The 13284-nt window shown below is 68.0% G+C and carries 17 protein-coding genes; 11 read left to right on the plus strand and 6 right to left on the minus strand.

Annotated features, from left to right (window positions below):
- Positions 1 to 56: 56 nt before the first annotated feature.
- The gene (locus tag ACOAPY_RS16670) at positions 57 to 944 is read right to left on the minus strand and encodes a PA4780 family RIO1-like protein kinase (protein ID WP_076579808.1); all 888 of its coding nucleotides are present in this window, start codon (positions 942 to 944) and stop codon (positions 57 to 59) included.
- Positions 945 to 1000: 56 nt separating this feature from the next.
- Entirely contained in the window at positions 1001 to 1888 is an 888-nt protein-coding gene (locus tag ACOAPY_RS16675; RefSeq protein ID WP_465154063.1) for a LysR family transcriptional regulator, read from the minus strand.
- A 102-nt stretch (positions 1889 to 1990) separates the two neighbouring features.
- Here ACOAPY_RS16675 and ACOAPY_RS16680 point away from each other — a divergent pair, with 102 nt between their 5' ends.
- A complete protein-coding gene (locus ACOAPY_RS16680) occupies positions 1991 to 2632 on the plus strand; it encodes an NAD(P)-dependent oxidoreductase (protein ID WP_465154064.1) in 642 nt (213 codons plus the stop codon).
- 11 nt (positions 2633 to 2643) lie between these two features.
- Positions 2644 to 2937 carry a DUF2218 domain-containing protein gene (locus ACOAPY_RS16685; RefSeq protein ID WP_465154065.1) on the plus strand — a complete coding sequence of 98 codons (294 nt, stop codon included), beginning with the start codon at positions 2644 to 2646 and terminating at the stop codon, positions 2935 to 2937.
- A gap of 7 nt (positions 2938 to 2944) precedes the next feature.
- Here ACOAPY_RS16685 and ACOAPY_RS16690 read toward each other — a convergent pair whose 3' ends face one another.
- Together ACOAPY_RS16690 and ACOAPY_RS16695 are read right to left on the minus strand one after the other, a co-directional pair.
- On the minus strand, positions 2945 to 4114 hold the full coding sequence (locus tag ACOAPY_RS16690) for a response regulator (protein WP_465154066.1): 1170 nt from the start codon (positions 4112 to 4114) through the stop codon (positions 2945 to 2947).
- A gap of 111 nt (positions 4115 to 4225) precedes the next feature.
- Positions 4226 to 4417: a hypothetical protein gene (locus ACOAPY_RS16695; RefSeq protein ID WP_465154067.1), complete on the minus strand. Its 192-nt coding sequence runs from the start codon at positions 4415 to 4417 to the stop codon at positions 4226 to 4228.
- A gap of 124 nt (positions 4418 to 4541) precedes the next feature.
- On the opposite strand from ACOAPY_RS16695, the gene ada reads away from it, so the two are divergent.
- From ada to ACOAPY_RS16735, 8 genes are all read left to right on the plus strand, one after another.
- Complete coding sequence (gene ada / locus ACOAPY_RS16700) at positions 4542 to 5579, plus strand: bifunctional DNA-binding transcriptional regulator/O6-methylguanine-DNA methyltransferase Ada (protein WP_465154068.1); 1038 nt, start codon at positions 4542 to 4544, stop codon at positions 5577 to 5579.
- A gap of 90 nt (positions 5580 to 5669) precedes the next feature.
- On the plus strand, positions 5670 to 5972 hold the full coding sequence (locus ACOAPY_RS16705; protein WP_021701418.1) for a nucleotide pyrophosphohydrolase: 303 nt from the start codon (positions 5670 to 5672) through the stop codon (positions 5970 to 5972).
- Complete coding sequence (locus tag ACOAPY_RS16710) at positions 5969 to 6718, plus strand: methyltransferase domain-containing protein (RefSeq protein WP_465154069.1); 750 nt, start codon at positions 5969 to 5971, stop codon at positions 6716 to 6718. The genes ACOAPY_RS16705 and ACOAPY_RS16710 overlap by 4 nt, the downstream gene beginning before the upstream one ends.
- A gap of 34 nt (positions 6719 to 6752) precedes the next feature.
- Positions 6753 to 7343, plus strand: coding sequence for a DUF4136 domain-containing protein (locus tag ACOAPY_RS16715; protein WP_465154070.1), 591 nt, complete (start codon positions 6753 to 6755; stop codon positions 7341 to 7343).
- A gap of 64 nt (positions 7344 to 7407) precedes the next feature.
- On the plus strand, positions 7408 to 7956 hold the full coding sequence (locus tag ACOAPY_RS16720; RefSeq protein WP_465154071.1) for a DUF4136 domain-containing protein: 549 nt from the start codon (positions 7408 to 7410) through the stop codon (positions 7954 to 7956).
- Between the two features lie 7 nt (positions 7957 to 7963).
- On the plus strand, positions 7964 to 8446 hold the full coding sequence (locus ACOAPY_RS16725) for an N-acetyltransferase family protein (protein ID WP_465154072.1): 483 nt from the start codon (positions 7964 to 7966) through the stop codon (positions 8444 to 8446).
- 58 nt (positions 8447 to 8504) lie between these two features.
- Complete coding sequence (locus tag ACOAPY_RS16730) at positions 8505 to 8948, plus strand: DMT family transporter (protein WP_076579830.1); 444 nt, start codon at positions 8505 to 8507, stop codon at positions 8946 to 8948.
- Positions 8949 to 9029: 81 nt separating this feature from the next.
- Positions 9030 to 10157, plus strand: a complete 1128-nt coding sequence (locus ACOAPY_RS16735; protein ID WP_465154073.1) for a GGDEF domain-containing protein — start codon at positions 9030 to 9032, stop codon at positions 10155 to 10157.
- A 7-nt stretch (positions 10158 to 10164) separates the two neighbouring features.
- On the opposite strand, the gene pbpC is transcribed toward ACOAPY_RS16735, so the two are convergent.
- Positions 10165 to 12486, minus strand: coding sequence for a peptidoglycan glycosyltransferase PbpC (pbpC, locus tag ACOAPY_RS16740; protein WP_465154074.1), 2322 nt, complete (start codon positions 12484 to 12486; stop codon positions 10165 to 10167).
- A gap of 80 nt (positions 12487 to 12566) precedes the next feature.
- Here pbpC and ACOAPY_RS16745 point away from each other — a divergent pair, with 80 nt between their 5' ends.
- Positions 12567 to 12857 carry a hypothetical protein gene (locus ACOAPY_RS16745; RefSeq protein ID WP_372237598.1) on the plus strand — a complete coding sequence of 97 codons (291 nt, stop codon included), beginning with the start codon at positions 12567 to 12569 and terminating at the stop codon, positions 12855 to 12857.
- An 88-nt stretch (positions 12858 to 12945) separates the two neighbouring features.
- Here the strand turns inward: ACOAPY_RS16745 and ACOAPY_RS16750 are convergent, their stop codons facing one another.
- Positions 12946 to 13236, minus strand: coding sequence for an endonuclease domain-containing protein (locus tag ACOAPY_RS16750; protein ID WP_465154075.1), 291 nt, complete (start codon positions 13234 to 13236; stop codon positions 12946 to 12948).
- Positions 13237 to 13284: the final 48 nt, after the last annotated feature.

The following is a 13284-nucleotide window of genomic DNA, read 5'->3' on the forward strand; positions in this document are numbered from 1 at the left end:
CCGCAACGCGCCCCTTCTCGGTACAGTTGCAGCCTATCGCGACCGGACAGACACGCTCACTGCGCCCAGGGCGGCGGTGGCGGTTCGTCGCGCGGGGCATCCTCGGCATTGCGCGCCGCCTCGCGGCGCGCCTGTTCGGCCAGGGCTGCCTTGATCTCGCGCAGCACCGCGCCGACATCGGCCTCGTCCTCCGGCTCGGCGAAACGGCCGGTGAGCGGGGTTTCCGGGGTCAGTTTGCCTTCCTCATAGAGCGCCCACATTTCCTTGGCATAGCGCGTCTCCAAGAGCTCCGGGGCGAACTGGCCGAAGTACTCGGCCATATTGCGCACATCGCGCTCGAGCATGCTGAAGGCGTGGTTGTTGGCGGCGGCATCCACCGCCTGCGGCAGGTCGATGATCACCGGGCCGTGCGGGTCGAGCAGCACATTGAATTCCGACAGGTCGCCATGCACCAGGCCGGCACAGAGCATCTTGACGATCTCGCCAATCATGAAGGCGTGGAACTCGCGGGCATCCTCCGGCAGCAGGTCGACGTCGTTGAGGCGCGGCGCGGCATCACCGTAGCCATCGTCGACCATCTCCATCAGCAGCACACCATCGAGGAAGTCATAAGGTTTCGGCACCCGCACACCGGCAGCGGCCAGACGGAACAGCGCGGCCACTTCGGCGTTCTGCCAGGCGTCCTCCTGCTCCTTGCGCCCATACTTGCTGCCCTTGGCCATGGCCCGGGCATCACGGCTGTTGCGCGTCTTGCGCCCCTCCTGGTACTCGGCAGCCTGGCGGAAACCACGCTTGTTGGCCTCCTTGTAGACCTTGGCACAGCGCAGCTCGCTACCACAGCGCACCACGTAGACCGAGGCTTCCTTGCCGCTCATCAGCGGGCGCACCACCTCGTCGATCAGGCCGTCTTCAAGCAGGGGTTCCAGGCGTTTCGGGGTTTTCATCGCGTACGGCGGGGCTCCAGTGGGAAATGCTGCAGGCGTTATACGGCAATCGACAGCTAACCCGCCAGCAGGGCGCGACGCAGTGCCTCCATGGCATAGCGCACCTTGGCCGGCTGGGCATCACGGCGCGGCGTCACCAGATGCAGCCCGATGGGCGCTGGCTGCCACTGCGGCAGCACGGCGAGCAGCTCACCACGCGTCAGCAGGTCGCGAATTTCTGGCTCAGGCTGCAGCGACAGCCCCATGCCGGCCAGGGTGAACTGGCGTACCGAGAGTATGTTGTTGCACACCACCCGGCCCTCGACCCGCAGGCGCTGCAGTGTGCCCCCAGGCCCGTGCAACGTCACCTGCCCTCCCCGCTCGTGCCCCAGACTGAGCCAGTCCAGGCCACTCAGCTGCTCGGGGTTATCGATGGGACCGCAGCGCGCCAGGTAGGCCGGCGCCGCACACAGCAGCATCGGCCAGTCGCCGATATGCCGGGCGACCAGGCTGGAGTCCTCCTGGCGCCCCACGCGGATGGCCAGGTCGATACGCTGCTCGACCAGGTCGATCTGCTCGTCCTGGAAGAACAGCCGCAAGCTCAGTTGCGGATGGGCGCGCAGCAGTGGTGCCAGTGCGGTGGTTACCAGATGCCCGGAGAAGCCCACCGGCGCGGCGATGCGCAACTCGCCGACCGGCGCGTCGCGCAGCTCGGCCAGACGCTGCTCCGCCTGCTCGGCCAGCAGCACGATCTGCCGGCAGCTGTCATACAGCTGCGCCCCGGCCTCGGTCAGGGTCAGGCGCCGCGTGGTGCGGTGCAGCAGGCTGACCTGGGTGCTCTCCTCCAGCTTGCGGATCTGCTGGCTGACGGCCGAGGCACTCATGCCCAGAACCTCGGCGGCAGCGACCATGGAGCCCTTCTCCACCACGGTGGCGAAAAGAGCCATGCGCTTGAGCTGCTCCATTATGAAGCCCTGCTTAATTGTTCAAGCGGATTAGGCCTCTTTTTCCCAACTTTATCCAGAAGCGATTATCTGTCCCACGTGAACACCAACCGAGGACACCCCATGAAACTTGCCCTGATCGGCGCCACCGGCTATGTCGGCGCCGCCCTGCTGGAGGAAGCCCTGAACCGCGACCATCAGGTCACCGCCCTGGTCCGTCATCCGGAGAAACTGCCGCAACATCCCAACCTCATTGCCATCAAGAGTGATGTACATGAGGTTGCCGCCCTGAGCGAAAAGTTGCGCGGCCACGATGCAGTGCTTAGCGCCTTCAACCCCGGTTGGGGTGTAGCCGACATCCGCGAACAGTTCGTCACCGGCACCAAAGCCATCCTGACCGCCACCAAGGCGGCCGGCGTGCCGCGCCTGCTGGTGGTCGGTGGCGCCGGCAGCCTGTATGTGGCGCCGGGCCAGCAGCTGATCGACAGTGCCGGCTTCCCCGCCGAGTACAAGGAAGGTGCCGAGGGCGCGCGCCAGGCACTCAACCTGTTGCGCGAGGAACGCGACCTGCAGTGGACCTTCCTCTCCCCCGCCGCGCACCTGGAACCGGGCCCGCGCACCGGTCAGTTTCGCCTCGGTGGCGATGATCTGCTGCTCAGCGACGGCCAGCCGGGACGTATCTCGGTGGCCGACCTGGCGGTGGCCCTGCTCGACGAAACCGAGCAGCCCCAGCACCCACGTCAGCGCTTCACCCTGGCCTACTGAGGAGGACCATCATGAGCGACTTCACTTCCGCCGCCTTCGTCGCCACCGCGACGCCGGCGCGCTACATCAGCCGCCTGTGCAAACACTTCGCGCACAAGATTCCGGTCAGCTTCGACGAGCACCAGGGGCGTATCGAATTCGCCTTCGGCCTGGCCCTGCTGCAGGCCGAAGATACCGGCCTGACGCTGCGCGTAGAAGCGCGCAACGCCGAGGAACGGGAACGACTCGAACAGGTGGTGGCCAGCCACTTCGAACGCTTCGCCTGGCAGGAAGCCCTGACGCTCGACTGGCAGCCGCAGGCCTGAGCCGACCTCAGCGCGGCAGGGTCAGCTCGATGCTCTCGCCGAGCGAGGCTTCCAGACGCTGCAACTCGCAGTGGATGGACACCGCGTCATCCGCATATTCGCCGGCGATGGCGGCGAAACTGTCAGCGGCACCGATGCAGGCCAGCACGATGCTCGGATCGAAACGCGTCGCGCTGGCGGCACCGATCTGCGCCAGCGCCTCGTCGTGGCTCAGCGACTGGCGATAGGGACGCCGGCTGGTCAGCTCCTCATAGCAGCCGACCACGGCCATCAGCCGGGCCGGTAACGGAATCTGCTCGCCCCGCAGGCCTTGCGGGTAACCGCCGCCATCCCACTGCTCGTGCTGGCTGTAGACGATGTCGCGGGCGTCACGCAGGAAATCCGGCACGCTGCCCAGGCGTGCTTCGGCTGCCAACAGGGCATCACACCCGGCCTGGGGGTGGCTGCGCAGCAGCGCGAGATCCTCGCCCTGCAGCGGCACCGGGCTGAGCAGGATGCGGTCGGGTAACACCAGTTTGCCGATGCCGTGCAGCAGCGCCGACTTGCCCAGCTGGGCGATGCGCGCCTCATCCAGCGCCGCGGCCAACGGCGGCTGCTGGCGGGCCAGGCTGGTGGCCAGGGCGACCATGAGGCGCTCGACCCTTGCCAGGTGCTTGCTGCAGGGGTTGTCGCGCATGGCGGCCAGGCTGGCCATGGCTTCGATGGTCACCTCCTGCAGACGCTGGATATCCCGGGTACGCCGGCGCACTTCCCACTCCAGGTACTCGCTCTTGTCGCGCAGGAAGTCGGCACTGGCCTTGAGCTGCAACTGCGCGCGCACCCGGGCCAGAACGATGGGTGGGCTGATCGGCTTGGTGATGTAGTCCACCGCCCCCAGGTCGAAGCCCTGCTGCTCGTCGTCCTGCTCGCTCTTGGCGGTGAGGAAGATCACCGGGATCTCGGCGGTGGCCGGGTCGGCCTTGAGCCGGCGGCACACTTCGTAGCCGTCGATCTCCGGCATCATGATGTCCAGCAGGATCAGGTCGGGCAGGCTCTGCGCCGCGATGCTCAGGCCCTTGGCACCATGGTTGGCCACCTTGACCCGGTAGCTACCGGCCAGCAGCTCGCTCATCAGCGTGAGGTTCTCCGGCGTGTCGTCGACCACCAGCACCAGCGGCTGGTCGGGTCGGTCAAGCATGTCCACCGTCATCCTGCTATCCCCTGTCGTGCGGCCGCCTGCTGCAAAAGTTGAATGGCCCGTTCGAGGTCGAAGCCAAGAACTGCCATCGCCAACGTGCCGTAGTCATCATTAAAGCTGCTGCACACCATTGGCGGCACGCTCCAGGCACTGCGCCAGTTCACCCAGCCGGGCCCGACGGACATCCTTGATCGCGTTTTCCAGCGCTGGCTGCGAGGCCACATCGGTCGTCTCCGGATTGCCGGCCAGCAGACGCAGGTCGGCCCGGGCCGGCTGCGGCAGCAGCCAACAGAGGCGCGGCATGGACGTTTCCAGGTCGACGCTGGATTCGCTCAGCTTAGTCAGCACTTTGAAAGTCAGATGCGGATTGGCAGCGCTGACGGTCGGGCCGACAATCCGCCCACCAGGACTCGGGAGAACGCCCGCCATGCTCAATCACGACCACTGCTGGCAAGCTCTGTGCGAGCGCGATGCGCACTTTGATGGGCAGTTCGTCTTCGCCGTGCGCAGTACCGGCATCTACTGCCGACCCAGCTGCCCGGCACGGCGGCCACGGCGCGACAACGTCAGCTTTCATGCCGATGCGGCCAGCGCCGAGGCCGCCGGCTTCCGCCCGTGCAAGCGCTGCTCGCCGCACGGCCAGAGCCCGGCCGAGCAGCTCGACGCGCTGGTGGTGGCCGCCTGCCGCCTGTTGCAGAACAGCGAGCCGGCGCCGACCCTGGAGCAGCTAGCGGCGCGCATCGGCCTGTCCGCCTCGCACCTGGCGCGCGCCTTCAAGGCGCGTACCGGGATGACCCCGCGCGCCTGGCTGGCCGCACAACGGCGCCAGCGCCTGGAAGCCAGCCTGCCGCAGGCCGGTTCGGTGCTGCAGGCGGCGCTGGACGCCGGCTACTCCGGCACCCGGGCGTTGTACGAGCAGCCTGCCGCGCTGAGCCCGGCGCGGCGACGCCAGCAGGGCGCCGGCGAGGTGCTGCGCTACGCCATCAGCGACTGCCCGCTGGGCCTGCTGCTGCTCGCCACCAGTGACAAGGGCGTCTGCGCCCTGCTGTTTGGCGACGACGAGAGCGAACTGGAGGCCGAACTGCAGCAGCGCTTCGCCGCCGCCGAACTCCAACGTGACCAGCGCGGCCTGCGCGACTGGCTGCGCGAAGTGCTCCAGCAGGTGCAGGAACCGCAGCGCGCCGCCAGGCTGCCGCTGGACCTGCGCGGCAGCGCCTTCCAGCAGCGGGTCTGGCAGGCTCTGCGCGAGATTCCGCCGGGGCAGACGCGGCGCTACGGCGAACTGGCCGAGCAGCTCGGCAGCCACGCCCGCGCCGTGGCCCGCGCCTGTGCCAGCAATCCGCTGGGCCTACTGGTGCCCTGCCACCGGGTGGTCGGCGCCAAGGGCGCGCTCACCGGCTACCGCTGGGGCGTGCCGCGCAAACAGGCGCTGCTGGACCAGGAAGGCGCCACCCTGGGTGACTGATGATCCCCTCTCCCCCTGGGAGAGGGAGTCAGCTCCATACTTGCGACAATCCTCTGCCGGGCCGAAGCTATGCGGCCCGAAGGAGAGCCCATGGACACCGCCGAACTCACCCGCCGCCTGCATGCCATTCGCGACCACAACGCCTGGCGCCGTTTCCACAGCCCGAAGAACCTGGCCATGGCCGCCAGCGTAGAGATGGCCGAGCTGGTGGAAATCTTCCAGTGGCTGTCCGAAGACGAATCGCGCCAGCTGCCGGCCGAGCAGCTGGAGCATGCCGGCCAGGAAGTCGGCGATATCGTGCTCTATCTGTTGCTGCTGTGCAGCGAGCTGGGCATCGATCTGGAGCAGGCGGTGCGCGCCAAGCTGGCCGACAGCGAGAGGCGCTTCGCATGAGCGACCGCCATTTCGACGAACTGGCCACCCGCTTCGCCGAGAAGATCTACGGCGGCGCCAAGGGCGCCATCCGCCTGGCCGTGCTGCAGGCCGACCTCAAGGAAGCCCTGCCGGAACGCCCGCTACGGGTGCTCGACGTCGGCGCCGGCCTCGGCCACATGAGCCTGTGGCTGGCCCAGCGCGGCCACCAGGTGACCCTGGCCGAACCCGCCGCGCCAATGCTGGAGGGGGCACGCCAGCGCTTCGCCGAAGCCGGCGTCGCGGCCACCTTCATCCAGGCGCCCTGGCAGGACCTGCTCGGACAACTCACCCAACCCTATGACCTGGTGCTGTGCCACGCAGTGCTGGAATGGCTGGCCGAGCCGCACGCCATCCTGCCCGTGCTGCACCAGCTGACCGCCGCCGAGGGCTGGCTGTCGCTGGCCTTCTACAACAAGGATGCGCTGGTCTATCGCAACCTGCTCAAGGGGCATTTCCGCAAGCTGCGCAAGGAGCGCTTCGCCGGCGAGGGGCAAAGTCTGACCCCGCAGCAGCCGCTCGACCCGCGCGAGCTGGCCACGCAACTCGACGCCCTCTGGCAGGTCCAAAGCCGCAGCGGGGTGCGGGTGTTCCATGACTACATGCCGGCCGAGTTCCAGGCCAAGGCCGAACTGGCCGACCTGCTGGAGATGGAGCTGGCCTACCGCCGCCACCCGAGCTTCGCCGCCCTTGGCCGCTATCAGCACTGGATCTGCCGACCACGCTGACCGGAGCTACGCTGAGTCAAACTGCGGAGCCACCATGAGAACCTTAGTCCTGCCATTCGCCCTGCTGCTTGCCGCCTGCCAGAGTCCCAATCCCTACCAGGCCGACGGTAAGCCGCTACCGCCCGCGCCGCCCGGCGCCGCCAGCCACTTCGACCGCAGCGCCTACCCGGCCACGCCACGCGACTTCAGCCGCTACCGCGACTGGGCCTGGCGCGAGCCGCCGGCCGGCAGCGCCTGGGCCGATGGCGCGCTGGTCGCCGAAGCTGTCGCAGGCAGCCTGGACCAGCGCGGCCTGCGCCCGGCGCAGGGTAACAAGGCGGCCGACCTGCGGGTGAGTGCCAAGGTCAGCCTGGAGCGGCGCCAGTACCAGGTACGCGACGACTACGGCAGCTACTATGGCGACGGCCCCTATGGCGACCACTACGGCATGTACGGCAGCGTGCCCCTGGTGCGCACCTACGAGGTAGAAGTGGCTGTGGTGCGTATCGAGCTCTACGACGGACGCGACGGTCAGCCGGTGTGGAACGGCAGTGGCGAGGCGCGCAGCGAAGGTAGCCAGAGCGAACGCGCCAACGCCCTGCGCCGGGCCGTTGCCGACACCCTGGGTGCCTATCCGCCGGAGTGACATGGCGCTTGCCGAAGTGCCCCGGTTGCAGTTGGATAGCGGCTCTAGCACGGAGGTTATCGCCATGTTCCAGCGCCTGTTACTGGTCTCTATCCTGCTGTTCCTCGGCGCCTGCCAGAGCCCGCACGTCGAGCGCGACTTCGACACCCGCCGCGATTTCGCTGCCTACCGCAGCTGGAGCTGGCAGGAACCGGCCCTGCAGTACCGCCCGGACGACCCGCGGCTGCGCAGCGACCTGACCGAGCAGCGCATCCGCAGCGCCATCGGCCAGCAACTCGACCAGCGCGGCCTGCGCCCGGCGCAGCCCGGCAAAACCGGTGACCTGCGGGTACAGGCCTGGCTGATCGTCGACCAACGCCAGGAACAGGTCAGCAGCCACTACGGTGGCTACTGGGGCGGCTACTGGGGCGGTCCGGCCTACAGCGAGACCCGCACCGTCGATTACCAGGTGGCCACGTTGCAGATCGACCTGCTCGACGGTCGCGACGGCAAGCTGGTCTGGCGGGGCAGTGCCGAGCAGGTGCTGCGTGACTCGACGCAGAGTCCGGCGCAGCGTGAAGCGGCGATCCGCCACACCGTCGCCCAGGTCCTGGCCCACTACCCACCACACTGAGCCCAAGATGAGCGACCAACTGCTGACCCACCGTCCCGCCACGGACGACGACCTCGACGCCGTGGCGCACTTCGTGCGCAATGCCGATGAACTCTTCTATGCCTTTCCGCGCGCGCACTGGCCGCTGAGCCGCGAGCAGCTGGCGGCCGCCTGCGCCGAACGCCAGGGCAGCACCCTGGCATTGCTCGACCGCCGCCCCGCCGGTTTCGCCAACTTCTACCAGAGCGTGGCCGGGGAGTACTGCGCCCTGGGTAACCTGATGATCGCCCCCTGGGCACGCGGCCAGGGCGTGGCGCAGTACCTGGTCGGGGTAATGGAACAGCTGGCCCGGCGCGATTTCGCCGCCCGCGAGTTGCGCGCCTCCTGCTTCAACGACAACAGCGCCGGCCTGCTGCTCTACACGCGCCTGGGCTATCGCCTGAGCGGCCTGGTCGAGCGTCAGCGCGGCCAGCATCGCGTGGCGCTGGTGCAGTTCGCCAAAGACCTCTAAAGCTGACTACCAGGACAGCAAAGCGCATAATAGCCGCCCCTTTTTACCGGAGACCGGCATGCCCAACTGGTGGCTACTCGTCCTGCCCCTGCTCGCCGGCGCCGTAATGCCGCTGCAGGCCGGCATCAATGGCCAGTTGGCCAGGCACCTGTCCAGCGTGATGGCCGCTGCCCTGGTGTCCTTCCTGGTCGGTACCCTGGCCTTGTTGATCATCGTCCTCGCACAACGCGATGTATCCGGTCTGGCAGCCTTCAAGGGGCTGTCCTGGTGGCACTGGAGTGGCGGCCTGCTCGGCGCCTTCTTCATTGCCACCGCCGCCTTCGCTGGGCCACGCATCGGTGCCCTGCTGTTCATGGTGCTGGTGCTGGCCGGTCAGCTGGGCATGGCCCTGCTGCTCGACCACAACGGCTGGGCGGGCTTTCGCGAGGCACCGATCACCCTGGGCAAGGCCGCCGGCCTGGCCCTGATCATCGGCGGAGTCTGGCTCATTCGTCGCGGTTGACGACGGAATGCTGGCACTTTGCTTTCCTTGGCTCCGTTGCGACGCTATGCTGCTGATATGCCGCATTTGTGATCACAACACATGGCCTCCGATTCGCATTTACCCCACAGCGCCTCGTTCACCCTGTTCAGGGAAGCCCGGGACGCACACTCGCGTACCCGTCTGGGCGGCGTCTACTATCTGCTCGCCTGGCTATTGACCTGGGGCTTCTCCAGCGCGCCAACCGCCATGCCGGTACTGGCCGGGGTGGGCACCCTGTTTTTTACCCTGACGCTGGCCCTGCGCTGGCTGCATCGGCTGCCCAGCCAGGAGAGCCGAAGCTGCCTGCAACAGTGGATTGATCGCCATTGGCTGCTGATCCTGATCAACAGCCTGGGCTGGGGCCTGGTCCATGCCTGGGCACTGCTGCGTCCGGAGTTCGAGGCTTCGCGGCTGATCGCCACCCTCAGCACCGTCGCCTTCAGCACCGCCATGGCCTTCAACTTTCCCATGCGCAAACAGCGCTGCGTGCTGGCCATCCTGCTGCTGTACCTGCCGGGTCTGGCCGTGCTGGCCTGGCAATGGCCGGGCCAGGAGGCCGTGGCGGTAACCCTGGCGTTCTACCTCAGCTACCTGTTGCTGGCGCTCAACCGCAGCCATCGCGAATACCACGGCGCCCTGGCCATGGAGCGACAACTGGTCGAGCAACGCGAGCGCTACGAGCAGCTCAGCCGCACCGACAGCCTGACCCAACTGGGGAATCGACTGCAGTTCAATGGCCTGTTCCCGGCCATGGTGGCCAGCGCCCGGCGCCAGAACAATCCGTTGAGTCTGGTGCTGCTGGATATCGACTTTTTCAAACGGATCAATGATGAGTACGGCCACAGCACTGGCGACGCCTGCCTCAGCGACTTTGCCGAGCGCATGCGCCGGGTGTTCCGCCGTGACAGCGATGCCTTGCTGCGCCTGGGCGGCGAAGAGTTTGGCGTGCTGATGCCCGGCACGCCGCTCAAGGAAGCCTGCGAGCTGGCCGAGCGCTTCCGTGCCGAACTGGCGGCGCAGGGCTTCGTGCTGCATGACCAGCGTCTGCCGCTGACCACCAGCCTGGGGGTCGGCGGCTTCGATGCGGCCAGGGATGAGAGTGCCGAAGCCTTCTTCAAGCGTGTCGATGACGCCTTGTACCGCGCCAAGGCCGAGGGCCGCGACCGCCTGGCCCTGGCCGAGGCCTGAGCCGACGCTAGTCGCCGAGCAGGAACTCGACCCGCGCCGTGGCCCCACTCTGGTCCAGCAGACTGAGCTGATAGAGCCCGCTCGCCGTGAGCTTCTGCTCGATGCTCTCGCCGGGCCGACTTTCGGCCACCGGCCTGCCATTGAGGAACCACCAGCGCGTGCCGCTGCCCCCCACGGCCGCGAGTTTGAGTTGCAGGGGCCCGGCACTGCTGGCCGGACGCCGCAGGCGATCACCCTCGCGCACCCCGACGATCGATAGCGGTGCCGCCGGTAGCGGCACTGCCGGTGGGCACTCGGCCGAGGCCGCCGGCAACCGCGCGGCACGCCGCTCACGGCGTGGCAGCCAGGGCTCAAGCGGCGCCGGCCACAGGGCGATCTGGGATTCCCGCGCGCCTTCACAGCTGGCCGCCACCTGCCAGCCATGTGCATCCAGCCAGACGCGCTGACTCAAGCCCAGGCCCAGCGGCTGATCGGCGGCCTGCAGGGTCGGCGGCACGGTGCCATCCAGGGTCCAGGCGAAACGCTGGCGCCGGCAATTGGGGTCGTCGCGGGCCAGTTCCTGGCCCAGCGGCCAGCAGATCGCCGCCACGCCGATGCCCGCCGGCACCGCCTGCACCGGCGGCGCCAGGCCACGCTGGCGGTCGCGGTTGACCAATAGGTCGTGCACCTGCAACAGCAATGGCGCGGCCGACGCCAGGCCGAACTGGCCGGGCACCGGGGTGCCGTCCGGGCGACCGATCCACACCCCGATCAGGTGGCGCGGACCGACGCCGATCGCCCAGGCATCGCGGAAGCCGTAGCTGGTGCCGGTCTTCCAGGCCAACACGGGACGCTGCACCAGCTCGGCGCGCGGATCACGGTCCGGCCGCGCCTGCCCGGCAAGAATGCGCCGCACGATCCAGGCCGATCCGGGCGAGAGCAGACGCCGCTCGTGCAGTGCGTCCTGCGGTTGCAGCCGTGGCCGCGCGGCCAAGCCATTGCGGGCGAAGGCGCTATAGCCAGCCACCAGCTCTTCCAGGCGGCTGCCGGCGCCGCCGAGGATCAGCGCCAGGTTCGGCTCGGCGCCAGCCGGTAACGCCAGCGGCACGCCGGCACCGCGCAGCTCGCCGGCGAAGCGCTTGGGTCCGTAGGCTTCCAGCAACTGCACAGCGGGTAGGTTGAGCGAGGTGGCCAGGGCCTCACTGGCCGACACTGGGCCGATAAAGCCGGCGGCAAAGTTGCCCGGCCGGTAGTCGCCGTAACGTCGCGGCACGTCCTGCAGCAGCGACTCGGAATGGATCAACCCGGCGTCCATGGCCAGACCGTAGAGGAACGGCTTGAGGGTGGAGCCGGGCGAGCGCTGGGCGCGGATCATATCGACATGGCCGTAGCGCTTGTCGTCGCCGACATCCAGCGAGCCGAGGTAGGCGCGTACCGCCATGCTCTCGCTGTCGACCACCAGGATGGCCGCCGAAGTGCGCTCCGGCAGGCGCGCGCGCCAGCCCAGCAGCAGGTCTTCCAGCCGTCGCTGCAGATTGGCATCGAGGGTGGTGCGGATCAGCGGCGGGCTGCCCGCCACGTTCAACCGTCGCGCCAGCAGCGACGCCAGGTTGGGTTCCTGGCGCGGCGCCAGCAACACCGGCTCCTGCAGCGCCTCGTCCACCGCCGCCTGCGGCCATTGCGCGAATTGCGCCATACGCCGTAGCACCTTGTCCCGCGCGGCCTGGGCGCGTTCGGGATGACGGTCCGGACGCAGCCGGCTGGGCGCCTGCGGCAGCACGGCGAGCAACGCCGCCTCGGCGCGGGTCAGCTGGCTCGGCGGCTTGCCCAGGTAGGCCCAGCTGGCCGCCGCCACGCCCTGCAGGGTGCCACCGAAGGGCGCGCGGTTGAGGTAGAGGGCGAGGATCTCGTCCTTGGACAGGTGCCACTCCAGCTGCAGGGTGCGCCACAGCTGCTTGAGCTTGCCGGCGAGGCTGCGCTCGTGTGGGTCGAGCAGGCGCGCCACCTGCATCGACAGGGTGCTGCCACCGGACAGCACACGCCCGCCGGACAGGTTCTGCCAGGCGGCCCGGCCCAGGGCCAGTGGGTTGACCCCGGGGTGCTGGTAGAACCAGCGGTCCTCGTAGGTCAGCAGCGCCTCGAGGTAATAGGGCGAAACCTCCTCCGGCACCACCGGATAGCGCCACACGCCGTCGGCATCAGCGAAGCGCCACAGCGGCGTGCCGTCCTCGGCCAGCACCACGCGGGCCAGGCCGTCCTCGGGCAACGGCAGCGGGAACAGGCGATCGGCCAGCCACAGCAGCGCCAGCGGCAGAGCAAGCAGTGCCAACCTGCGCCGCCAACGCTTCATCGCCGGCCCTCGCTGCGCAGGGGACGCTGGCTATGGCATGCTGGTCGGCAACTCTTAGCGGCACTGCGGGTATTCATACCTTGATCCAAGACTTCTTCGAATGGCTGGGGCATGCCCTCGGCACCCTGATCCGCTTCATCGTCGAGGCCCTCAGCGGCTTCTTCGGATTCTTCGCCGACATCGGCCGCAGCTTCCTCGACGGTATGGCGTCGGCGCTGGGCACCAATGTCGGCCTGCTCAGCATCGTCGCCATGGTCTGCGGCCTGTTGCTGCTCTACGCCGCCGTCCGCGCCGGCATGCGCAAGGCTTTCGTGCGCATGGTGGTCTATGGGTTGCTTGGGTTGTGGTTGTTGAGTTTGATTGTGAGTTGAGGTGTCGCCCTCTCCCCAACCCTCTCCCGTAAACGGGAGAGGGGGCAGTCCGCGCAGGGACCATCAATTGTCGTCACTCCTCGCCCACTTATGGGGGCACGCCTAGTGGAGAGGGGCCGGGGCGGCCCGCGTAGGAAGAGGGCGCGACTTCCAGACGAATCCGCTCCAGCACTGCTTCCATCTCCCCCAGCACCTGGTGATTCCAGAAGCGCAGCACCCGATAACCTCGCTCGCTTAGATACTGATCCCGCTCGCAGTCCTGATCGGCCTGTTCAATATGCTGCCCGCCGTCCAGTTCGATCACCAGAAACTGCTCCAGGCAGACGAAGTCGACTATATAGGGGCCTATGGGCTTCTGACGCTTGAACTTGAGGCCCATGGGAGCCTCCTTGCTCCTGATACCCTCTCCCCCGCCCCTCTCCCATAA

This window comes from Pseudomonas stagnisoli, assembly GCF_048595745.1.
Taxonomy (GTDB): Bacteria; Pseudomonadota; Gammaproteobacteria; order Pseudomonadales; family Pseudomonadaceae; genus Aquipseudomonas; species Aquipseudomonas alcaligenes_A.

What these genes read in the sequence shown, in the direction of transcription:
- ACOAPY_RS16690 (WP_465154066.1), bottom strand. Translation starts at nt 4,114, where the DNA reads ATGCTTGACCGACCCGACCAGCCGCTGGTGCTGGTGGTCGACGACACG.
- pbpC (WP_465154074.1), bottom strand. Translation starts at nt 12,486, where the DNA reads ATGAAGCGTTGGCGGCGCAGGTTGGCACTGCTTGCTCTGCCGCTGGCG.
- ada (WP_465154068.1), top strand. Translation starts at nt 4,542, where the DNA reads ATGCTCAATCACGACCACTGCTGGCAAGCTCTGTGCGAGCGCGATGCG.
- ACOAPY_RS16685 (WP_465154065.1), top strand. Translation starts at nt 2,644, where the DNA reads ATGAGCGACTTCACTTCCGCCGCCTTCGTCGCCACCGCGACGCCGGCG.
- ACOAPY_RS16710 (WP_465154069.1), top strand. Translation starts at nt 5,969, where the DNA reads ATGAGCGACCGCCATTTCGACGAACTGGCCACCCGCTTCGCCGAGAAG.
- ACOAPY_RS16750 (WP_465154075.1), bottom strand. Translation starts at nt 13,236, where the DNA reads ATGGGCCTCAAGTTCAAGCGTCAGAAGCCCATAGGCCCCTATATAGTC.
- ACOAPY_RS16715 (WP_465154070.1), top strand. Translation starts at nt 6,753, where the DNA reads ATGAGAACCTTAGTCCTGCCATTCGCCCTGCTGCTTGCCGCCTGCCAG.
- ACOAPY_RS16735 (WP_465154073.1), top strand. Translation starts at nt 9,030, where the DNA reads ATGGCCTCCGATTCGCATTTACCCCACAGCGCCTCGTTCACCCTGTTC.
- ACOAPY_RS16675 (WP_465154063.1), bottom strand. Translation starts at nt 1,888, where the DNA reads ATGGAGCAGCTCAAGCGCATGGCTCTTTTCGCCACCGTGGTGGAGAAG.
- ACOAPY_RS16670 (WP_076579808.1), bottom strand. Translation starts at nt 944, where the DNA reads ATGAAAACCCCGAAACGCCTGGAACCCCTGCTTGAAGACGGCCTGATC.
- ACOAPY_RS16730 (WP_076579830.1), top strand. Translation starts at nt 8,505, where the DNA reads ATGCCCAACTGGTGGCTACTCGTCCTGCCCCTGCTCGCCGGCGCCGTA.
- ACOAPY_RS16720 (WP_465154071.1), top strand. Translation starts at nt 7,408, where the DNA reads ATGTTCCAGCGCCTGTTACTGGTCTCTATCCTGCTGTTCCTCGGCGCC.
- ACOAPY_RS16705 (WP_021701418.1), top strand. Translation starts at nt 5,670, where the DNA reads ATGGACACCGCCGAACTCACCCGCCGCCTGCATGCCATTCGCGACCAC.
- ACOAPY_RS16680 (WP_465154064.1), top strand. Translation starts at nt 1,991, where the DNA reads ATGAAACTTGCCCTGATCGGCGCCACCGGCTATGTCGGCGCCGCCCTG.
- ACOAPY_RS16725 (WP_465154072.1), top strand. Translation starts at nt 7,964, where the DNA reads ATGAGCGACCAACTGCTGACCCACCGTCCCGCCACGGACGACGACCTC.
- ACOAPY_RS16695 (WP_465154067.1), bottom strand. Translation starts at nt 4,417, where the DNA reads ATGCCGCGCCTCTGTTGGCTGCTGCCGCAGCCGGCCCGGGCCGACCTG.